This is a genomic window from Moraxella nasovis, assembly GCF_022701215.1.
In the GTDB taxonomy this organism is placed as follows: Bacteria; Pseudomonadota; Gammaproteobacteria; order Pseudomonadales; family Moraxellaceae; genus Moraxella; species Moraxella nasovis.
Genome location: NZ_CP089976.1, coordinates 1,380,260 through 1,402,406 on the forward strand (window position 1 = coordinate 1,380,260; position 22,147 = coordinate 1,402,406).

Here is a 22,147-nt window from a genome sequence, read left to right on the forward strand (position 1 = left end):
TTAAGGAAACTCGTATGAGCTTAAACATCTATTATGACAAAGATTGTGATTTGTCCATCATTCAAGGCAAAAAAGTTGCCATCATCGGCTACGGCTCACAAGGTCATGCCCATGCCCTAAACCTACAAGACAGCGGTGTGGACGTAACCGTAGGCTTGCGTGAAGGTTCACCATCTTGGAAAAAGGCTGAGAACGCTGGGCTAAAAGTTGCCGAAACTGCCAAAGCGGTGGCAGGAGCGGATGTGGTGATGATTTTGACCCCTGATGAATTTCAGCGTCAATTATACCAAGACACCATTGAGCCAAATATTAAACAAGGGGCAACGCTTGCCTTTGCTCACGGCTTTGCCATTCATTATAACCAAATTGAGCCACGAGCCGACCTTGATGTGATTATGGTTGCCCCAAAAGCCCCAGGTCATACCGTGCGTTCTGAATTTGTCAAAGGTGGTGGTATTCCTGATTTGATAGCCATTTATCAAGACGCATCAGGCAATGCCAAGCAACTGGCGTTATCTTATGCGTCAGGTGTGGGTGGTGGTCGCTCTGGTATCATTGAGACAAGCTTTAAAGACGAAACCGAAACCGACCTATTTGGCGAGCAAGCCGTGCTGTGCGGTGGTGCGGTGGAGCTTGTCAAGATGGGCTTTGAGACCTTAGTGGAAGCAGGTTATGCCCCAGAAATGGCGTATTTTGAATGCTTGCATGAGCTAAAACTCATCGTGGATTTGATGTATGAAGGCGGTATCGCTGACATGAATTATTCTATCTCGAACAACGCTGAATTTGGCGAATATGTAACAGGCGTAGAAGTCATCAATGAGCAGTCTCGTGAAGCTATGCGTCATGCCCTAAAACGCATTCAATCAGGCGAATATGCCAAGATGTTCATCAGTGAAGGTCAGCTTAACTACCCATCAATGACCGCTCGCCGCCGCCAAACGGCTGAGCATGAGATTGAAAAAACAGGGGCGAAACTGCGTGCCATGATGCCTTGGATTGGTGGCAACAAAATCATTGATAAACAAAAGAACTGATTTTTTGCCTTGATTTGTTGTACAATAAACGGTCGCTTAGGCGATCGTTTTTTATAAATTACTAGAATGATATGAATAATTTTGATGTAAGTATGTTGGCTATCTCCTTGGGTTATTGGGAAAAAGCGTATATTGTGGCAAGTTTGATCGTTGCGGTGATGATTTGGATAGAAGCGACCATGCTAAGTTGTAATGACGGCAAGCTACCAGAGCAAGTGGGATTTATGATGGTGAGTATGATTACATCATCATGGCTTGTGATATCTGGACTTGCTTTGTGGTTCTTAGAATTTGACAGCTTTGCGATGGCTGTGCCTGTGATGTATGGGGTGTACTCGGTATTAGGCTGGTTCTATGGTGCTAAACTTATGGCTAAGACAGATGTTCCAGATAATCCAGCTGATTTTGTGGTTCCTGCCAAATATCTTGTGTTTTCTAAATCTTTTGCCATTGCGTTCGCCATTTTATCAATCTTTGTCTTATGTACGACCTATTTTATACCATGATAAGGATGAGCTAGATATGCTCATTTTAATCGTATAGATTGTGTTTGTGATAGTGCCTGAAGTCCTAAAATAAAGTTGTTAGCAAGATTATTTTAATTTTTTTTGAAAAAATAATCCCCAAACGGGATAAATTTTGTTATACTAGGCGTATGGTATTTATGTACCGCTGTAAGTTTAGACTAAAATCATGGTTTTGTGCTAATGCACCGTTTCCATGACAAGGCAGTGATAGTCAAGGCGTTTTTGAAAGCCTTTTTGGTGAGTGAAAAATGGGGCAACCCAACGTCTGTATCTTGTTTTATACATTCAGCAACATGAATGGCATTCATAGACGTTAGTCGTCTTAATTTTCAACTCATTTAGGAATTATCTCATGTCAAACAAAGTTCAAGGCACTGTAAAATGGTTTAACGAAGCAAAAGGCTTTGGTTTTATCGCTCAAGACAACGGCGGTCAAGACGTATTTGCTCATTTTAGTGCTATCTCAGGTTCAGGTTTTAAAACTCTTGCCGAAGGTCAAAAGGTTTCTTTCATTCTTGGTGAAGGCCCTAAAGGTCTACAAGCCGAAGAAATCGAAAAAATCTAAGTTTATTTGATTTAAAAACACCGCTTTTTGCGGTGTTTTTTATGCCGATAAAAAAAATATACCAAAAAAAATGACTTGCCGTTCACGTTAATCGTTTGCTCAATTGGTACTTATTTTGCAAAATAAATCTTAAGCGGATAAGTATCCTGCTTGCGAATGATTTGAAACTATTTACAAAACAGCGTGTAAATGATATAAAGAAAGGCGTACCCATAATAAATTACGGAGCTATCATGAAAGTATTAGTTGCGGTAAAACGTGTTGTTGATCACAACGTCAAAGTGCGTGTCAAGGCAGATGAATCTGGCATGGAGCTTGCCAATGCCAAGATGAGCATCAATCCATTTTGTGAGATTGCCATTGAAGAAGCGGTTCGCCTAAAAGAAAAAGGCGTGGTGAGTGAGATTATTGCTGTGTCTGTTGGCACGACCCAAGCCCAAGAACAACTGCGTTCAGCGATGGCACTTGGTGCTGATCGTGGTATTTTGGTTCAGACAGACGAAAAGCCATACCCACTACACGTCGCCAAAATCCTAAAAGGCGTGGCAGAGTCAGAAGATGTGCCACTTATCTTGCTTGGCAAGCAGGCGATTGACGATGATAATAATCAGACAGGGCAAATGCTCTCAGCACTCATGAACGCATCACAAGGCACATTTGCATCGCAAGTTGTGGTTGATGGTGAAAAGGTGCAAGTTACTCGTGAGATTGATGGGGGGTTGCAGACGGTTGAACTGACCTTGCCTGCGGTGATTACCACCGATTTACGCCTAAATGAGCCACGTTTTCCAAAATTACCAAACATCATGGCTGCCAAGAAAAAACCATTAGACATCAAAACGCCTGCCGACTTTGGTGTGGACATGAGCTCTAAATTGACTACATTAACAGTCAAAGCACCTGCCGAACGTGGTGCTGGCGTGAAAGTGGCAAGCGTTGATGAGCTGATTGACAAACTACGCAATGAAGCAAAAGTGATTTGATGCCTGCTTAGGCGAATGGTGTTTGAGACTAGGCGTATTTGATGACATGAATATTGATTTGAATATGAAGTCGTCTGTTGAGACAGCCCAATGAGCCACATCAAGCAAAACCACATAAAAATAAACCAAATAAAAGGATAATACAATGACTGTACTGGTGTATGCCGAACATGATAATACTGAACTAAAACCTGCCACGTTGTCTGCCATTACCGCAGCAAGCCAAATTGATGGCGATGTACACGTTTTGGTGGCAGGGGAGAATGCCCAAGCTGTCGCAGATAGTGTCGCTCAGGTCGCTTTTGTGAGCAAGGTTTTGTTGGCGGATAACACAGCGTTTGCCAATCAGCTTGCGGAGAATATTGCCCCTGTGGTTGTTAATCTTGCGGATAATTATACGCACATCATCGCCCCTGCCACAACCACTGGCAAGAACTTTTTGCCACGTGTGGCGGCGTTATTGGACGTGAGCATGATATCAGACATCACAGCGGTGATTGATGCTACGACCTTTGAGCGTCCGATTTATGCAGGCAATGCCATTGCAACCGTCAAGACTGCCGAAGATAAAGTGATACTGACGGTGCGTGCCACTGCCTTTGATATGGCAGTCATAGGCGGTAATGCCAGCATTGAGCGTGTGTCATTGGGTGGCGATACAGGCAAATCATCTTTTGTTAAAGAAGAGCTTGCCAAATCTGACCGTCCTGAATTGACATCAGCGGACATTGTGGTATCTGGTGGTCGTGCGTTGGCAAGTGGTGAGAATTTCACCAAATACATTGAACCGCTTGCTGACAAATTGGGTGCTGCGGTGGGAGCAAGCCGTGCGGCAGTCGATGCAGGATTTGTCCCCAATGACCTACAAGTGGGGCAAACTGGTAAGATTGTCGCACCAAACCTATACATCGCTTGTGGTATCTCAGGGGCGATTCAGCATTTGGCGGGTATGAAAGACTCAAAAGTCATCGTGGCGATTAACAACGACCCAGAAGCACCGATTGCACAGGTGGCAGATTATTTCTTGGAAGCGGATATTTTTACCGCACTGCCAGAGCTGACCCAAAAGCTATGACCTAAAAACCATGACCTAAGCTTTATGAGTTGCTATTAAATTTAGTATAAAAGACGCACTTAAAAACGGTGCGTTTTTTGTGGGTGATGATCTGGCAGGTGTTGCTTTGGGGGCTTGATTTTGTGTAGATGGATTTTTTAGAAATTAAGGTTTGATAATTAAGGTGTGTAATTATGGTTTGATAATTATGGTTTGATAATTAAGTAAAATTTCTTTGGCGTAGCATTTCATATAAACACACCGACCCTGCCACACCCACATTTAGGCTTTCTTGACCGTTTGGTTGGGGTAGGGCGATGGCGGTGGCAAGGCTCAAAAATTCATCACGCACGCCTTGTCCTTCATGTCCTAGTACCCATGCAATCGGCTTACGCAAATCATGATGATAGATGACCTTGTTGGTGTGCGAGCTTGTGGCGTATAGCGGTGTTTTGACCTTAGCCAAAATCTCATCGGTGCTGACCTGCTCATGGATAGATAAGGCAAAATTCGCCCCCATGCCAGCACGCAGACACTTGGGCGACCACAGATGGGCGGTGTGCGGTGTGGTAATAATTGTAGTAATGCCAACAGCCGATGCCGTGCGAAGTAGCGTGCCGATATTGCCCGCATCTTGTAAGCCGTCTAGTATCATGCAGTCATCTGTAACTGTCCCAAGTGGGGGTGTAGGGGTATCAATGACTGCCATGATGTCCACGCCATCGCCTAGGGTGCGGATTTGTTTATACAGGCTGTCTGTGATTGTGATGATGGCGTGTGTTGGAATTTTATTAAGTAAATCAATGACTTCTATGTAATTACACGCACTTTGGCTGACGATGACCTGATGGGGTGTCAAGCCTTGCTTTAATAATGCGTCTAATAAATGCACGCCTTCAATCACTGTCTGACCGCTTTTTTTGCGGTGGCGGTGATTGGTGAGTAGGGTGTGGGCGTGGCGGATGGTGGGATTGGTGGGGGAGGTGATTGGGTTCATAGGGATTTTATTTATAAGGTTTGGATTTTGGTAAATGGGGTTAAAATTTGGCAAATTTGCGTTTCATGGCGATTTAGCCAATCTTGGCAATACTGGACAAATGAATAAACATGATGATTTTTCGGTTTGTCATGACAATATTCTATTTCATAATAGAAATTATAAATTGGCTCAATGAGTTCATGATGACATTTATTATTTTCTAAGCCTACTCCAAAATAATCCCAAATATAATAATCATCAAAAAGCATGAAATTGGTTGGTAGAGTAAAAATCAATAATAAAATGTCTAAGGTATAAATCAATATCAATTCATCATCATCAAATTTATAAAAATTTAAATTTTTACAAATTGTTAATAGTAACTCACGAATTTCTATTTTTACCAAATCATCATCAAGTATATCAAGCATTAAATCATCATAAAATCCCAAATTCATCAAATCATGGACAAACGCCATCATCTCATCGCCATCTAGTAAATCTAATTGCAAAAGACAAATATGGATAGCGATGTGATATTGGGGATTGGTCAGACAAATATTCATAGAATTAAGATAAATAAAACCGCCAATTTGACGGCTTTGGATTGCTAGGTTAAACAGCTGTGCCATCTGCCAAAATCCCATGCTCTTTATGCAAATCTGCGACATATTCAACTTCCTGCCTTGCCCCCAAGACCACAGGCACACGCTGATGGATATGGGTGGGTGTGATGTCCATGATTCGCCCCACAGCGTCTGTGCTGGCACCGCCTGCTTGCTCAATAATAAAGCTCATGGGATTGGCTTCATACATTAGGCGTAATTTGCCCGCTTTACCTTCAATTTTGGTATCAAAAGGATACATAAATACCCCACCACGCATCAAAATGCGATGCACATCTGCTATCATTGCCGCCACCCAACGCATATTATAGTCTTTGTTACGTATGCCCATATCCCCTGCAACAAGCTCATCAATATAGCGTTTCATGGGTGTCAGCCAGTAGCGGTAATTGGACGCATTGATGGCGTATTCGGCAGTCGTATCGCTGATTTTGACATCATCATTGATCAGCACATAGGTCTGGGTGGTGGGGTCAAAGCTAAACATCACCACGCCTGCCCCCAGTGTAAAAGCGAGCATGGTAGACGTACCATAGATAAAATACCCTGCCGCCACTTGCTGACTGCCTTTTTGTAGGAAGTCTTGTTCACACGCTGTTTGTCCGCTGTTATGATAAGGCAAAATAGAAAAAATCGTCCCAACGGTCATGTTAATATCAATATTAGAAGAGCCGTCTAGTGGGTCAAAAGTAACCAGTAGCGTGCCGTCATCGTGAGCAAGGCTAATCTCGTCCAATTCTTCACTGGCAACCCCTGCACAATGGGGGTTGTGAGTTAGGGTATTTAATAATAGGTCATTGGCAATCACGTCTAGCTTTTTTTGGGTTTCGCCTTGGATATTTTGTCCGCCTGCTTCCCCATGAATGCCTGCCAATGCCCCTTTGCTCAGTAGATGGCTAATGGAGATGCTGGCAGTGGCAAGGGTGTTCATGGTGCTTGCCAAATTGGGTGCGGCGTGTGTGGCTAAGTAGTCGGATAATGTGGTCATAATGTGCCTTAAACATAAGATAAGTGGGGTGGTATCATTTCGTTATTATACTTTTTTAATGCGTCTGTGTAAACGGCTGCGGCAGCGTACGGTGATTTTGATGGTGTCGTGATATGTTGGTTAGGATATGTAAGACTTTATTGCTTTATCTTAATCATATTAGATTTAATGTAAAAGACCTTACTTGCGGTGGGCAAGACGCTAAATGACTATCAAGGCGATGCAAGTTTGTCAAAAATAGTATGAATAATTGCTATAAGGTTTGCAATTACCAAAGATTTGAAATGGTGGCTTTATCACAACCTAAAAACAGTAGGCAAAACCATCACGTTAAAAAAATATTTTTAAGATAAAAGTAACAGTGGCGGTAAATTGCGTATCCAAGGCGATTTTAAAAAAGTGTGTGAGCATTACTCATTGATAAAGATAAAAACCTAAGTGGTGATATATGCTAGATGAGATACCACAAGGCTATATAGATGAGCTTTTTGAATGAATGAAAAAAAGCAAGGATAACCTTGCTTTTTATTTTGGCTGTTTGCCTATTCACCAAAAGGGTTGGGTTTTGGTGTGCTGGTATTGGAAGGTGGTAAGTTGGGTAGTTGGATATTAGGTTGATCTCCTGTCAAGGTTTTTAAAAATGCCACGATGTCTGCGGTTTCTTCGTTGGTAAATTCTTTGTTGAGCTGAATCTTACCCATGATACGCACTGCTTCTTCTAATGAATTAACTTGACCGTCATGAAAATAAGGATATGTCAGCTCGATATTTCTGAGTGTAGGAACTTTAAAGAGCATTTTATCTTCAGGCTTGCCAGTAACCGCAAAGCGTCCTTGCGATAGATTTTTGGTGGTATACTGTTCAAAGACGCCAAATTTTTGAAATGAGCCACCCCCGAGCAACTCGCCATTGTGACATGCCACGCAGCCTGACTGTTTAAAGGTCTGATAGCCGCGCAATTCTTGCTCATTGATGGCGTTATCATCACCAGCAAGCCACTTATCAAAGCGAGAATTTGGTGTGACTAGTGTATCTTCAAAGCTGGCTAAGGCTTGGGTAACTTGTTCAATTGTGATACTGCCTTGATGATCGTCAAACGCTCTTTGAAACTCTTGTTTATAGGCAGGAATGCTGTTTAGTACCTGTACGACGTATTCGTGGCTGGATGCCATCTCTAAGGGGTTTTCAATCGGTCCACCTGCTTGCTCTTGTAGAGTTTTTGCGCGTCCGTCCCAAAATTGAGCGATGGCAAGACCGCTGTTTAGTACGGTGGGAGAATTAATCGGTCCTTCTGCCCATTTATGACCGATGGAGGTGGTCATGTTGTCTGTACCACCCATCGCAAGGTTATGACAAGAGTTGCACGACATACCGCCCGACTTAGATAGGCGGGTATCAAACCATAGCTTTTTGCCAAGCTCTACCATTGCAGGATTGTCCACGTGAGCAAGGGCGATGGGTTTGATAGGTTCATCAGGGCGTGTACTGACTAAGGACTCAACTGGTACGTTGGGAGCGTTGTCACTACTAGTGGTGTTTTGGGAGGGGGTGCTAGCAAACTCAGTCAAGGTAAGCATGCCTAAAAAGACAACCCCTAGAACCGCTAGCAAGGCAGATATACCAACTAAAGATAGACCAGTATTTTTCATTGATGCCTCCTGACGATAATAATCATAAATATTGCTGCTTTATAATTAAATACACAATTTTTGTGTGGTTTTAATATAAAATGATTTGTCAGGTTTTGCTATTAAATAAAATTAATGAGTCGTATTAAATTTATTTATAACTGACCATTATAGTAGGAATTCATTAAAATTTATGTGGATTTGATAAACTGCCATATTAAAAATATATTTGCCTAAAGCACAAAAACCGCCCTAATAGGACGGTTTTTAAATTGAGCTTGCATTACATTTTTGGTGGCAAACAGCTCTTTAAATGCTTGGCAGGGTCGGTGTCATACGCCTTAATCGCATCTTCTACCGTAAGCCCCAACGCTTTGGCAACGCCTTGTCCATAGTCTTCGTGGCAGGCATGGCAGTTGCGGATATGGCGGTATTTGATAAAGTCTAACGCATCGCCCATCGCTGCTGCGGTGTTGTCAAACAAGGCTTGTTTTTGGGTGTCGTCCATTAGGTTGAACAACGCTCGTGGCTGGCTAAAATAGTCGCTGTCATCTTCACGAAAATCCCAGTGTTTGGCATCGCCATTGATTTTGAGTGGCGGCTCGGCATATTGTGGCTGCTCTTGCCATTGACTAAAACTGTTTGGCTCATAATGCGGACGACCGCCATAGTTGTCGCCAACACGCCCTTGTCCGTCTCTGTGGTTGGAGTATACAGGGCAGCGTGGGGCATTAACAGGAATCTGATGGCGATTCACGCCAAGGCGATAACGCTGTGCATCAGCATAGTTAAATAAGCGAGCTTGGAGCATTTTGTCAGGAGAAACACTAATACCTGGCACTAGGTTGCTTGGGGCGAAAGCGGCTTGTTCTACGTCTAAGAAGAAGTTTTCTGGGTTGCGATTTAATTCAAATTCGCCCACTTCAATGAGTGGAAATTGTTTTTTTGACCAAACTTTTGTCAAATCAAAGGGGTGAAAATCCACTTCGTTCGCTTGTTCTTCTGGCATGACTTGGATATACATTTTCCATTTTGGATAATCGCCACGCTCAATCGCTTCAAACAAATCACGCTGGTTGCTTTCACGGTCTTTGGCAATTACCGCTTCAGCTTCGCTATCTGTCAAATTCTCAATGCCTTGTTGGGTGCGAAAATGCATTTTTACCCAAAAACGCTCATTGTCGCTATTAATGAAGCTGTATGTGTGCGAGCTAAAACCGTGCATATGACGAAATGATTTTGGAATGCCACGGTCGCTCATCACGATGGTTACTTGATGAAAAGCCTCTGGCAGTAGTGTCCAAAAATCCCAGTTATTGGTTGCTGACCGCATATTGGTTTTGGGGTCTCTTTTGACCGCTTTGTTTAGGTCAGGGAATTTGCGTGGATCTCTTAAAAAGAACACAGGCGTGTTATTGCCGACCATGTCCCAGTTGCCTTCTTCGGTGTAGAATTTTAAGGCAAAACCACGAATATCTCGTTCAGCGTCCGCCGCCCCACGCTCACCTGCTACGGTGGTGAAACGAGCGAACATTTCGGTTTTTTTGCCAACTTCGCTAAAAATCTTGGCTTTGGTGTATTTGGTGATGTCGTGGGTAACAGTAAAAGTACCAAAGGCACCAGAACCTTTGGCGTGCATACGGCGTTCTGGAATGACTTCACGAGCAAAGTCGGCTAATTTTTCGTTAAGCCACAAATCTTGGGCAAGGAGTGGACCACGCTGCCCTGCGGTTAAGCTGTTTTGGTTATCGGCAACGGGCGCTCCGTTGTTCATGGTGAGGGGAGTGCCTGAGTAGGGGCATTTTGGGGTATTGTCGTTCATAAATCACCTATTATTAAGTTTTTGGGTTGGATTTTCTTGGTTGTTAAATTATTATTTTGGACTAAAATGGTAACATGCTTGGCGATAAATTTGTTTGGATAAATGTTGTGATAATGTAAAGGTTGGGAGTGATTTTTATTTGGGAAATGGTGTATTTTGGGAGTATGTTTCTCTTTTATTAAATTGACTGATTGCCATTGTATTTGACGTGTATTTGATGCAAATATTTTTATCATCAGAAATAACTCATAAAAAACCACCCCAATTTCTTGAAGTGGTTTTTTATTATTTTCATATGAAATATCTAAGATTATTTCACATCAAAACGGTCAGCGTTCATCACTTTTACCCACGCATTCACGAAATCTTGGGCGAATTTTTCATGGCTGTCGTCTTGGGCGTATAGTTCAGCATAGGCTCTTAGAATAGAGTTTGAGCCGAATACCAAGTCCACACGAGTGGCGGTAAACTTAGTTTCGCCAGTCTTACGGTCATTGATGTTGTAGCTGTTGCGACCTGTTGGCTCCCAAGTGTTGCTCATATCTACCAAGTTACGGAAGAAATCGGTACTTAGCACACCCACACGGTCAGTAAATACGCCATGCTTGCTGTTGCCATGGTTAGCACCGAGTACACGCAAGCCACCAATCAGTACGGTCATCTCTACTGCGGTCAAGCCCATAAGCTGTGCACGGTCAAGTAGTAGCTCTTCTGGCTGTGGTACATAATGTGCTTCTTGGAAGTTACGGAAGCCATCGTGAATTGGTTTTAGGTACTCAAAGCTCTCAACATCGGTTTGTTCAGCAGTGGCATCGCCACGACCTGCAATAAATGGTACAGTAATATTAAGCCCTGCATCTTTGATGGCTTTTTCTACCGCTGCTGTTCCGCCAAGTACGATTAAATCAGCGATACTGATGTCTTTGGCGTGATTTGCCTTGATGTCTTCGTAGATTGCCAAGACTTTATTTAGGCGTTCTGGTTCGTTGCCAATCCAGTCTTTTTGTGGAGCAAGGCGAAGTCTAGCACCGTTTGCACCGCCACGATAATCTGAATAACGGAAAGTACGAGCCGAATCCCAAGCAGTTGCCACAAGCTCACCGATAGACAGACCGCTGTTTAAAATTTGCTCTTTTAATTCAGTGATTTCGCTGTCGGTCAATGTATAATCGACCGCAGGGATTGGGTCTTGCCAAATCAGCTCTTCTTGGGGAACAAGTGGTCCTAGATAGCGAGCTTTTGGACCCATATCACGGTGGGTTAGTTTAAACCATGCACGAGCAAAGGCGTCGTCAAATGCTGCTTGGTCATTCAAGAATTTTTCAGAAATGGCACGATACTCTGGGTCTTTGATGAGTGCCATGTCGCCATCGTTCATGGTGATTTTGCGTTTGATGCTTGGGTCGTTTTGGTCAGAAGGCATATCCTCGATGTCCATCTCGCTAGGCTCCCATTGGTGAGCACCAGCAGGCGATTTGACATTGACAAATTTGTCTTCATATTTGAACAATAATTTGAAAAACTCATTATCCCAACGATTTGGGTTGGTTGTCCAAGCCCCTTCAATACCTGAGGTGATTTTGGCAACAGATGCTTTGTCGGTTTTCCAGCCCAGACCTTGATCGATGATGTCTGCTGCTTCTGGTTCTGCACCGACTTTTGAGGCATCGCCATTACCGTGCTGTTTACCGATGGTGTGTCCACCTGCCACAAGGGCAACGGTTTCTTCAACGGTAACACCCATGCGCTTAAAGGTGATTTTCATATCACGAGCGGTAGCAAGTGGGTCAGGGTTGCCGTCCACGCCTTCTGGGTTGATGTAAATCAAGCCCATCATTACCGCTGCCAAAGGGTTTTGCAAATCACGGTCGCCAGACCAGCGGTTACCTTCTGTACCTGTTTTGGCAAGCCATTCTTTTTCACTACCCCAATATGTGTCTTTTTCTGGGTGCCAAATATCTTCACGTCCAAAGCCAAAGCCAAAAGTTTTAAGACCAGCAGCTTCATAGCCCATGGTGCCTGCTAGGATGATTAAGTCAGCCCATGATAGGCGGTTGCCGTATTTTTGTTTGATGGGCTGTAATAGACGGCGAGCTTTGTCAAGGTTTGCGTTATCAGGCCAGCTGTTTAAGGGAGCAAAGCGGATATTGCCTGTGTTAGCACCGCCACGACCGTCCGCCGCACGGTAGCTACCTGCCGAGTGCCATGCCAAACGACCCATCAAGCCACCATAATAACCGTGGTCAGCAGGCCACCAGTCTTGTGAGTTGCTTAGTAAATCACGCAGGTCTTGTTTTAGGGCTTCAACGTCTAGTTTTTTTACTTCTTCGGCATAGTTGAAGTTTTCGCCCAGTGGGTTTACTTTTTTGTCATGTTGGTGCAAGATGTCAAGGTTAAGTGCCTTTGGCCACCACGCCATTGGCGTTTCGCCGTCTTTGGTATTACTACCGTGAAATGGACAACCGCCGCTGTGCTGTGGAGCAAAGGGCTTTTGGCTGTCGTTTAACTCATCTAGTACGATACCTGATTGCTCAGGTGAATGTGAATTGCTCATGGTATTTCCTTTGATGTCGGTAAATGATTATGGCAAGATTTGCCATGAGCGTATGATAAGGTTGTTTTATAATTTAGTAAAATTAATAAATTTTAATTTTTTATTTGATTTTTTAAATCAAAAAAGCAAATCAATTTTTATGTTTTGATTGATAAATTTTATGGTGAAATGCATGCTGGTTTATATAGCATTTGATTATAATTAGGTGATCGAACATAAATGATAAAATTTGACAAGCTTATCACGCATCGCACAGATGGCAGGGCATAAATGTGGGTGAATGATGATAAGCCTGCCTTTGTTAAAACAGTCAAGTTGCCAAAATCATCAAATGCATATCATTGTGGCTGTATGCCGATGTCAATACGATGAGCACCTGCCTTGGCGGTATTTAGATCAAATTCTGCTTTAATGCCGACACTCACCATACAATATAATGTGCTATATCCATCTGTAACATTGGTTTGAGGGTCCTGTCTTTCAATATATTTTTCATAGTCGCTTGGTAGATCGCTAGTAAAAAATTTTGAATAAAATTGACCTGCGGTGTTATTACTGCGATAAAAGGTAATGGTTGCCTTTCTGCCTTGTTCATCAATAATCTCGCCTTTGGCAATGTCATTACCCACGTTTGATGATTGTAGAGACGCATTATCATTCACAATAAACATTTGCGGATTATTTCTTAGGTAATCTCGTATTCTAGTATGATGGGAGCGACATAGATTTTCTCTAAGGGCTTTTCTAGCGTTACCTGTGATGTCGCCTTTAAATAGCCCATAACTATAAAAATTATAGACATCACCAAGTGGTAGTCTAAAATCAGTTTTGCTGTTGTATTGCACACTGTTTGTGATGGCAGGGATATTGCTGCTTTGGCTGACGTCTATTTGGCTGGCTGTGATGTCGGCAGTGGCAGAAGCACCGCCTAATGAGATGGCACGCATAGGGACGATGTTTGTCTCGGTAAATCGTTTGATGAGTGCTTGAGGGGCATTGTCAGCTTTACAAAAATAGATATTTTGATACTCTGGGTCGGCTGTATAGATAACCTGCAATACAGGGTCTATTTCTCTAGCTGTTTGATTGATACTAGGACAGCCTGCCCACGCCACAGACGTACCACCCATGATGGCAGCAGTGATAGACAGTTTGATGAGTGCGTGCATGATGTTTCCTGTATGTGCTTTTTGATTATTTTGGTGGTTTATCTACTTGTCTGTGATGGTGTTAGGTGTATTAGTAGGCTGCATGACCACACCCAAGACATAATCATCGTGAATAAAAATATGCTTATCATCATAGCCTTTGGCACGTAAGACATAATCGCCATTTGCCAAACCATCTAATAAGAAATAACCATCATCATCGGCAGTGCTTTGGGCGATAAGTTTACCGTTTTGCCATACTTGAATGCTGGTATTTTTGCCAGTTATGCCACGAATACCATAGCTTTTGGCAAGTTTCCAGTTGATATAAGTGGGTATTTTGTCTTGGATTTGGACGATAGCGTTGGCAGGCAGGCTGTACTGAATGGGTAATGTACGCCCATCAAGACCAATGCGGTGTACGCCAGCTGGCAAATCTAGTGCGTAGGTGCTTTGGCGTTTACCTTCGGAGAGTGTATTGGCGACACGCAAATCATCACCTACATAAAAATAGCCTTGGCGTTGATTTAGATGCAGCCAACGAGCGTCTAATAAGTCAGGGTCTGGCTGCATGTACTGATGTAGGTCATTATCGTGGTTGATGGTGATGATGGCTTGCCCTGATGATGAACCTGTGTATCTGCCAAATTTTGGGGGTTTGGCAGGGAGTTTGTAGCCGTCTAGTCGCACTCGTATGAACCAGCCGTTGTCTTGGGTGGTCTTTTGATAATCTGCTGTGTGATAGGCATAATCTGTGCGTTGGCTGTGGCGGTTTTGGTGATAGCCTGCATTTAGCTCCACACCGTCTTTGATGTGGTATTGCCAATAGCCTTCTATGCCAAGGCGATTTGGTTTGTTTTGCCATGTTGCTTTTAGTGTCAAGTCTTGCCTGTTGGCAAAGTGATGGCGGACGCTCGCACTAAGCGATAAGCGATGTGGCTCTTGGTTTTTGGGGCGATAGATATACTCAATGCTTTGTTCTAAGGCGGTCTTGGCGTTAAGATGTTCTGATATGGAGAATATCTGTCTGTTTGGGTCAATGCTATATCGGTAGCTGTTTTTGATGATACCGCCTGCGTCTGTGTAGTTGGCATGATACCGCCAATAGCCGTCATTGCGTAGCTCTGTGCCATGCGTAAAGCGTGGGTTTGGCTTGGCATTGGCAAATAGACTTACTTTCTTATCGCTTTGGTGGATAGAGACATTTAGATTTGGCTTGGGCTGGTAATAGATGTTTGATGAGTGGTGTGTCTGCCCTTGTGTGCGGTTTAGGCGGTAATTGGCATGCCAGTTTTGACGATAATAGCTCATATCTAGCTGATGATTGCCATTGCTTTGGTAGCTGACATCGATGTTGCTGTATTGGTTGGGGGCGATGTTCGTGCCAAGTCGCCAAAGCGTATCAGACCTTGTGCTGTTATTATCATTTGGGGCGTAGCGAACACCGCCAGTTAGGGCGATGTGATTGTTTAGACCATAAGCAAAATGACCATAAGCCATATTGCTGTCTTTATTTTTACCAAATTTATCCAAATCATCAAATACGCCAAGCTGACCTATGCCTGCCCCAAGCAGTAGCTCATCGGTTGCAACTCGGCTTGTGCGTTTCGCTAGTGAGATGGTGTCTGTGCGTACGGCAATCGGTGAAAATGGGTGTTCATAGATGGCAACTTGTATCAGACTTTGGCGGTTGATTTGCGTCATGTCTAAATTTAAAAATTCATAACGACCATCTAGCAAGGTCTGCACTTTGGCAATAGGGCGACCATCTACCAAAAGCTCTGCCACGCCACCTGCGATACCCACGCCTTTGACGTGTACGAAATCTTGGTTGGCAGTCTCTAGCAGTGATTTGGTTGTGCCGTCCATAATGTCGCTAAGATGACGTTTGATGTTGGCATTGCTATATGCCACCGCAATGCCTGTTATTTCATCAAAGGCAGTTTGGGTGTTGCCCAAGCGAAGGGCGAATTTGTCATTGGCAGTTGTCCAGTAGGCGTTATTGATGGTTGCCTTTTGTTTATCATCTTTACTGACTTGCACGCCCCAGTTGCCATTTTTGGCATAGCCAAAAGCACTTAGGGTGCTATTGGTGTTAATGTGTGTGTTTGGGTGGTCGCTTGTACTATTGCGATTGCCATAGACACCCCCATCAAAGGACATACCTTGTATGCCAAATACAGCAGGCTTGTGGGTGATGATGTCTTGGTGGGTGGTGTTAGTGTCGGTGTCATTTGGGCTTTTGGCATACATTAGCACATCAATTTTTAAATCCGCTGGCACATAGCGTGCAAATACGCCAAGCTGTCTTAGGGTATCAAGACTGATGTAGTGGTCGTTTTGATGAGCGATGATAAGGCTTTTGTCTAAGGTCTTTTGACCAAGTACGCTGTCAAATTGCCAATCGTCCGCTTGCGTTCTTATGCTAGTAATGCCTAGTGTACTAAGCGATTGGGTGCTTAGATAATAGGCGTCATCATACTTAAGTATGTCAATATTGCCTTTGTCTTGACCATTGACACTAAGCCCTGCCAACTGCAACTGACTGCCATCGGCACGAGTAGAAGTACCGCCCACATCTGCAAAAGCGACATTCGCCTGTACGCCCAAGGCGATACATAAGATGGCAAGACTGCTGTATGATGGATTAGACATTCACTCTACCTATCTACCTATTATTCATGCACGTTAATGACGATGGGCATGAAATACTGTGAACCTAGCTTGACGGTCGTCATGTCGCCTGTCTGTGAGACGATGGGGTTGTCTATGTGTTGGTTGATGGATAAAAGTGCATAATGTGTCTTTTTTGGGAAGTCAGATGGCAAGCGAAAGGATAATCGCATGGTCTGATGACCATAGCCTTGTACGCTAAAGTCTTTGGGGGCAAATATCGTCCACGCTTTGAGTGTTTGGGCAGTGCTGTCAATAGGATTAAAATGCTCATCGGTGTCAATGAGTGTCAGTTCCATCGTCTTAGGATTGTCATCATAATTATAAAATGTGATGGCGTGGTCGGCACGAGTTGTGGCATCCGAGACGATTCTAGGCGGTGAGATACCAAGCTGTGCAGGGGGTAGTTCATCATGCTGCTGAGCTTGATGAGAGACGATAAGGCTGCCATTATCCACCGTCTGCACAAAATCATCGGCATGGCTGTGCATAGATGACACAAGCAGTAGCATACTTAATAATAATTTATGCGGTAGGCTATGTAAAAGTCTATTTGACGTGCATTTTGTGTTCATCTGCTTTACCCATTTATATGATAAAAAATAACTCAAAAGTGATTGATTAAGCTGTGCGATAAATCAATTACCAATTAAGATAAAACTATGTTAAACAAGGATACCAGACGCATATCTGATATCCTTATTTTAGGTATGGTTGGTGCTTAGTAAGCCCTGCGTCTTATTTTGATGATAAAGTCAGCTTAAATGTGTCGGCTGATGTATAGACACCTGCTTTTTTGGCATTTGACAAATCTAGCACAAATTTAATATCGCCTTTGGTTGGCTCCCACTTAGATGGAAGTTCAATCTCTGCAGCAGTAGATGTAGTGGCATTTGAGGCTAATTTAACTTCGCTGGTGGTTAATGAGCCACCATTTGCTTCGTCTTTTCTGTGTTTTAGTGTGCTGTTGTCATTCTCAACTTTCATGCCAACTTTGCCACTGGTTGTGATTGAACGCACTGCCCATGAATCTTTTAGGGTAACGTTCATTTTGTTACCTGCTGTGGCAAGTGGTGATACAGGATCAAGATCGCCTGTCACTTCGGTGCTGCCTGCATTGATTTCTTCGTCTTTTTGACCAGAGCCTGAAACAATAGCACGATTAACATTGTTATTTAAATTGATAACTGCATAATCCCAGTGATATAGTACCAACACTTCTGGAATGGTAACATAAAGCTGGGTATTACCTGTTACAGGTGTTGCTTGTGCAGGGGTGTCATAGCTTGATAGGTCAGGGGTAGCAGCTGACGCAACGCTTGCAATACCTGCCAATGAGGCAGCAACAGCGATTTTTTTGATGATGTTTTGCATATAAACTCCAAGAGTTAGAAAAAAGAAATAAGTTGTCTATAATGTAACTCGTATATTATATAGGGGAAAAGTCGTATTTCAAGTGATATTACCTAAAATTACAAAAAACCATACAAACTACTGTACAACTCATCAATATATACACTAGCTTACAAAACTGCCTGATAAAGCTGTGGGTTTGGGTCGCCTGTTTTTATATTGACTTTGTTTTTAGATGATGACTTTGTAATGAGTTATGCTAAAATACGCCACCAATCACCACCCAAAATATTCAATCCAAAGGATAATGTTATGAAACTTACTTGGCAAGACACCACCGACATCGCCATCGCCTTGTCCGAAAAGCACCCAATGATAGATGTGCAGTATATTCGCTTTACCGATTTGCACAAGTTTATCACCGAACTTGATGAGTTTGACGATGACCCAACCAAATCTAACGAAGCGATATTAGAAGCCATTCAGATGGCGTGGCTTGATGAGTTGGATTAGTTCATAGCTTTCTTGTGTTTGGCTTAGCTTAGGGGTTTGGGGCTAAGTTGGTCTAACCTTAACCAAAACTTAGCTAAACTTAACTTGCACTTAGCCTCCAAACTTAGTCAAAATTAACCTAACAAAACCCCTTTAAGCTTTTTAAATTAAAGTTTAAAGGGGTTATTGTATGAGATTGATTAAAATAGTTTCATAGATTTTGGTTAATTGCTCCAAATCATCTGTCTTTACCTTTTCATCAATCTGATGAATGGTATCATTTAGCACGCCCAATTCCACCACTTGGGCGGACATGATTGGGGCGATGAATCTGCCATCTGACGTACCGCCTGATGTAGAAAGTGTGCTGTCTGTGCCTGTAATTTCTTTGATGGCAGATACCACCGTATCTACAAAGTCGCCTTTGGGTGTCAAAAACGGCTCGCCTGACAAGCTCCATTTTATTTCATAAGTCGCCTGAGAATTGGCAAAGTGCCTATCTAAGATGTCGTGCGTTTTTGCCTTTAAAGTTTGGGCGGTGTTTTCATTACAAAAACGAAAATTAAACCAAATATCTACGCTATTGGGTATGACATTACCCGCCCCTGTACCGCCATTGATATTAGAAATCTGAAAACTGGTCGCAGGAAAATACTCATTGCCATTATCCCACTGTGTCCCCACAAGCTCATTCATGGCAGGAGCAAATTCGTGTATCGGATTGACTGCCAAATGCGGATAAGCGATGTGTCCTTGCTTGCCTGTGATACTAAGCTGTCCGCTTAGTGAGCCACGCCGTCCGTTTTTGATAACATCGCCAAGTGTGCTTGTGCTAGATGGCTCACCCACCAAACAATAATCCATACGCTCGCCACGACTGGCCAAGGTTTCTGCGACTTTTTTGGTGCCGTTGATTGCCACGCCTTCTTCGTCTGATGTGATGAGTAGCGAGATGTCGCCTTTGTGGTTTGGGTGTTTTTTGATGAATTCATCGCACGCCACACAAAAACAGGCGATGGCAGTTTTCATGTCGGACGCACCACGCCCCCACAGATAGCCGTCTGTGATAGTCGCACCAAATGGCGGGTATGTCCACAGATTTTCATCGCCCACAGGCACGACATCGGTATGCCCTGCAAAGCACAGATGGGGGGCGGTGGGGTCTGTCCCTTTTCGTTTGGCGTATAGGTTTTTGATTTGGGCATTGTCGCCTGTGTCATTAGGGTCGCCAAAATACAAAAATTCACAGTCAAAACCTAATTTGGTCAAAAAGTCCGCCAAGATATTTTGGCAGTCAAAATCATTGGGGGTAACAGATGGCTGTTTTAATAGGTCTATGGATAAGGATAGGGTGGGGGTCATGGTTTGCCTTCTTAATTTTTATCGGTTAATAGGTAATGGTATTTACTTTTAACAATAATTGTATAACAATAATTGTAGCGGATTAACTTCACTGGGTAAAAATCCAAATCGCTCATCGTAATTTGCCAATTCATGATTTTTAGCATCAATAATGGCAAATGCAATACCTGTATCATTACTTAATAATTTAATTTTATTTAAGGCATGAGACAGTAGCAATTTAGAAAAACCTTGTCCTTGAAACGCTTTATCCACACCCATTTTGCCAATTAAAATAGCAGGGATTTTATTAGGATAGCCTTTGACTTTCATAATAAGTTCGGTATTGGATAAGGTATAAAAACCAATAATATGATTGGGATTATTTATATTGGTTAATACATGAACTTTGGCTATATTTTTCTTAATATGTTGACCTGCCAAAGTTTTAAGATAAGCGTTAATTTCATCTTGTCCGCAATCAAAACTCTGCTTATCATGGTGCTTATCCAATTTTTTAAACACAACATCTTTCATTATGTCAAATCCGCCACATCATGACTTAATGTAAGTAGCTTTTTTAATTCATCATTGGCTTTGGGTGGATTATCCAATAAGTGTTTAATAAGTTCAATATCATTATCTTTAATATACCAAACTTGTTCATTGTCATTTTTATTCATCACAACACCCCATCATCACGTCTAAGCCACGTTGCAATAGAAAACCGCTGTCTTTGGGTAATCTCCACCTGATGGCGTAGGTTACTATCAAATACCACAAGGCGATTGAGTTTGGGTAGTAGCTGTACTGTCTGTCCAAGTTTATCCACGACCGTGATTTGACCGCCGTCTGTATCCGTCCAGTCGTCATTTAGATAAAACACCGCCGAAATCACTCGCTCGTCTCGCCCCATGGGGTTATCGGTATGCCATTGGTAGCCAAAACCTGCTGGGTAGCAGGCGTAATGGGCTTCTGATGAGCGAATGCCGATATAGAGTGTCTCGTTAAAATACCGCCCCAAATCATCAATGGCAGACAGATATTTTGACCCAATAGGACAAGTATCATCAATCCAACGAATGCTATCGCCACGGATATTCACCGCACGCTCACCATGGGTTAGATGAGCGTCTTTGTAGTCTATAAATCCACTCTCAGCTTGTAGGGCAGCCAAAGCGTGATGCTTAAACACATCGTCTAGTGTCAGCGTGCCTGTGCTCAAAAATTCATCTAATTTGGGGTCTATTAAGGCGTGCCAATCGGTGTCAAAAGTGGTCATAATAAATAAAAATTAGCTAAATACTGCTGATTATGCTACCATAACTCATTTAAAATTGCATATATTTATCATGAATTATAAACACGCCTATCACGCTGGCAACTTTGCCGATGTCGTCAAGCATATTTTGCTATTACAATTACTTGCCCAATTTAGTGCCAAAGCCAAGCCTTTTTATGTGCTAGACGCTTATGGTGGGCGTGGCTTATACTCGCTAGACAGCGTTGAAGCTACCAAAACGGGCGAGGCGGACAGGGGTATTTATGCACTCCAAAACGCAAATCTTGACACACCACCCAAAGCCGTTGCCCAGTATTTGATGGATTTGAATACCGCTAGAAAAACCTATGACAAGCACGTTTATCCTGGCTCGCCGTGGTGGATTGCCAATCACGCTTTGAATCATTCAAAAGACGCACCAATGCGTAGCGAGGCGTTTGAGGCTGTTGCAGACGAGTACGACGCACTAAATTATCAGCTGTATCAGTTGCCCATCGGCATACATCATCGTGATGCCTTTGAAGGCGTGCCTGCGGTGCTGCCCCCCAAAGAAAAGCGTGGCATTATCCTGCTTGATCCGCCTTTTGAACAAGAGCATAAAGATTTTAGCCGTTTGGTGGATTTGCTTGTTGCAAGCCACAAAAAATTCGCCACAGGCACGTTGGTGCTATGGTATCCCATCAAAAACCTTGATGCAGTAGAATTATTCTACAAAAAAATGAAACGCACCGACATTCGCCGTCAGCTCGTCTGCGAATTAAATCTATACCCCAATGACGTGGCGGTTGGTATCAATGGCACAGGACTACTTATTATCAATCCGCCTTGGCAGTTTGATGAGCATGCCAAAGATATTTTGCAATTTTTAGCCCCCATTTTACGACCAGCAGACGCACCTAGCATGAGTGTTGATGAGATGGCGGTGGTCAAATGGCTTGTTGGTGAGTAGTGCAATGTTTTGAAGTAACGATACTTTGATGGCATGATTTATTATTGGTTGATACTCAGATGTTTATATCATAATGGTTTACCAAAAATCTTTGCCATCTTTACCAACAATGTATCAGCCACGATGAGCTTGTCATTCATAAGACA

General features: G+C 43.0%; 21 protein-coding genes. 7 read left to right on the plus strand and 14 right to left on the minus strand.

Features of this window, described 5'->3' with window-relative positions; genetic code table 11:
* The first annotated feature begins 14 nt into the window (after positions 1 to 14).
* From ilvC to LU293_RS06750, 5 genes are all read left to right on the plus strand, one after another.
* The gene (gene ilvC, locus LU293_RS06730; RefSeq protein ID WP_242746638.1) at positions 15 to 1,037 is read left to right on the plus strand and encodes a ketol-acid reductoisomerase; all 1,023 of its coding nucleotides are present in this window, start codon (positions 15 to 17) and stop codon (positions 1,035 to 1,037) included.
* Positions 1,038 to 1,108: 71 nt separating this feature from the next.
* Positions 1,109 to 1,543, plus strand: coding sequence for a hypothetical protein (locus LU293_RS06735; RefSeq protein WP_242746641.1), 435 nt, complete (start codon positions 1,109 to 1,111; stop codon positions 1,541 to 1,543).
* 373 nt (positions 1,544 to 1,916) lie between these two features.
* The gene (locus LU293_RS06740) at positions 1,917 to 2,129 is read left to right on the plus strand and encodes a cold-shock protein (protein WP_242746644.1); all 213 of its coding nucleotides are present in this window, start codon (positions 1,917 to 1,919) and stop codon (positions 2,127 to 2,129) included.
* Between the two features lie 233 nt (positions 2,130 to 2,362).
* On the plus strand, positions 2,363 to 3,112 hold the full coding sequence (locus LU293_RS06745) for an electron transfer flavoprotein subunit beta/FixA family protein (protein ID WP_242746647.1): 750 nt from the start codon (positions 2,363 to 2,365) through the stop codon (positions 3,110 to 3,112).
* Positions 3,113 to 3,257: 145 nt separating this feature from the next.
* Positions 3,258 to 4,187, plus strand: a complete 930-nt coding sequence (locus LU293_RS06750) for an electron transfer flavoprotein subunit alpha/FixB family protein (protein WP_242746650.1) — start codon at positions 3,258 to 3,260, stop codon at positions 4,185 to 4,187.
* 199 nt (positions 4,188 to 4,386) lie between these two features.
* On the opposite strand, the gene LU293_RS06755 is transcribed toward LU293_RS06750, so the two are convergent.
* From LU293_RS06755 to LU293_RS06800, 10 genes are all read right to left on the minus strand, one after another.
* A complete protein-coding gene (locus LU293_RS06755; protein ID WP_242746653.1) occupies positions 4,387 to 5,163 on the minus strand; it encodes a TrmH family RNA methyltransferase in 777 nt (258 codons plus the stop codon).
* Between the two features lie 11 nt (positions 5,164 to 5,174).
* Entirely contained in the window at positions 5,175 to 5,816 is a 642-nt protein-coding gene (locus tag LU293_RS06760; RefSeq protein WP_242746654.1) for a hypothetical protein, read from the minus strand.
* Positions 5,761 to 6,759, minus strand: coding sequence for a class 1 fructose-bisphosphatase (locus LU293_RS06765; protein WP_242746656.1), 999 nt, complete (start codon positions 6,757 to 6,759; stop codon positions 5,761 to 5,763). The genes LU293_RS06760 and LU293_RS06765 overlap by 56 nt, the downstream gene beginning before the upstream one ends.
* A gap of 542 nt (positions 6,760 to 7,301) precedes the next feature.
* Positions 7,302 to 8,408 carry a cytochrome-c peroxidase gene (locus LU293_RS06770; RefSeq protein WP_242746658.1) on the minus strand — a complete coding sequence of 369 codons (1,107 nt, stop codon included), beginning with the start codon at positions 8,406 to 8,408 and terminating at the stop codon, positions 7,302 to 7,304.
* Between the two features lie 262 nt (positions 8,409 to 8,670).
* Positions 8,671 to 10,209 carry a catalase gene (locus LU293_RS06775; protein WP_242746660.1) on the minus strand — a complete coding sequence of 513 codons (1,539 nt, stop codon included), beginning with the start codon at positions 10,207 to 10,209 and terminating at the stop codon, positions 8,671 to 8,673.
* Positions 10,210 to 10,519: 310 nt separating this feature from the next.
* Positions 10,520 to 12,763 (minus strand): catalase/peroxidase HPI, encoded by a 2,244-nt coding sequence (gene katG / locus LU293_RS06780; protein ID WP_256462102.1) that lies wholly within the window; start codon positions 12,761 to 12,763, stop codon positions 10,520 to 10,522.
* A 338-nt stretch (positions 12,764 to 13,101) separates the two neighbouring features.
* Positions 13,102 to 13,932, minus strand: a complete 831-nt coding sequence (locus LU293_RS06785; protein ID WP_242746662.1) for a hypothetical protein — start codon at positions 13,930 to 13,932, stop codon at positions 13,102 to 13,104.
* Between the two features lie 42 nt (positions 13,933 to 13,974).
* Positions 13,975 to 16,566, minus strand: a complete 2,592-nt coding sequence (locus LU293_RS06790) for a hypothetical protein (protein ID WP_242746663.1) — start codon at positions 16,564 to 16,566, stop codon at positions 13,975 to 13,977.
* Between the two features lie 20 nt (positions 16,567 to 16,586).
* Entirely contained in the window at positions 16,587 to 17,159 is a 573-nt protein-coding gene (locus tag LU293_RS06795; protein WP_242746666.1) for a cellulose biosynthesis cyclic di-GMP-binding regulatory protein BcsB, read from the minus strand.
* A 163-nt stretch (positions 17,160 to 17,322) separates the two neighbouring features.
* Positions 17,323 to 17,958, minus strand: a complete 636-nt coding sequence (locus LU293_RS06800; RefSeq protein ID WP_242746669.1) for a hypothetical protein — start codon at positions 17,956 to 17,958, stop codon at positions 17,323 to 17,325.
* A 291-nt stretch (positions 17,959 to 18,249) separates the two neighbouring features.
* On the opposite strand from LU293_RS06800, the gene iscX reads away from it, so the two are divergent.
* Positions 18,250 to 18,450 carry a Fe-S cluster assembly protein IscX gene (iscX, locus tag LU293_RS06805; protein ID WP_242746671.1) on the plus strand — a complete coding sequence of 67 codons (201 nt, stop codon included), beginning with the start codon at positions 18,250 to 18,252 and terminating at the stop codon, positions 18,448 to 18,450.
* A gap of 162 nt (positions 18,451 to 18,612) precedes the next feature.
* On the opposite strand, the gene dapE is transcribed toward iscX, so the two are convergent.
* The 4 genes from dapE to LU293_RS06825 are packed head-to-tail and all read right to left on the minus strand — an operon-like array spanning position 18,613 to position 21,052.
* A complete protein-coding gene (dapE, locus tag LU293_RS06810; RefSeq protein ID WP_242746672.1) occupies positions 18,613 to 19,791 on the minus strand; it encodes a succinyl-diaminopimelate desuccinylase in 1,179 nt (392 codons plus the stop codon).
* A 48-nt stretch (positions 19,792 to 19,839) separates the two neighbouring features.
* A complete protein-coding gene (locus LU293_RS06815; RefSeq protein WP_242746673.1) occupies positions 19,840 to 20,307 on the minus strand; it encodes a GNAT family N-acetyltransferase in 468 nt (155 codons plus the stop codon).
* On the minus strand, positions 20,307 to 20,453 hold the full coding sequence (locus LU293_RS06820) for a type II toxin -antitoxin system TacA 1-like antitoxin (RefSeq protein ID WP_242746674.1): 147 nt from the start codon (positions 20,451 to 20,453) through the stop codon (positions 20,307 to 20,309). Before LU293_RS06820 ends, LU293_RS06815 begins: the two co-directional genes overlap by 1 nt.
* Entirely contained in the window at positions 20,453 to 21,052 is a 600-nt protein-coding gene (locus LU293_RS06825; RefSeq protein ID WP_242746675.1) for a 2OG-Fe(II) oxygenase, read from the minus strand. Before LU293_RS06825 ends, LU293_RS06820 begins: the two co-directional genes overlap by 1 nt.
* A 70-nt stretch (positions 21,053 to 21,122) precedes the next feature.
* On the opposite strand from LU293_RS06825, the gene LU293_RS06830 reads away from it, so the two are divergent.
* Positions 21,123 to 22,001, plus strand: a complete 879-nt coding sequence (locus tag LU293_RS06830) for a 23S rRNA (adenine(2030)-N(6))-methyltransferase RlmJ (RefSeq protein ID WP_242746677.1) — start codon at positions 21,123 to 21,125, stop codon at positions 21,999 to 22,001.
* Positions 22,002 to 22,147 lie beyond the last annotated feature (146 nt).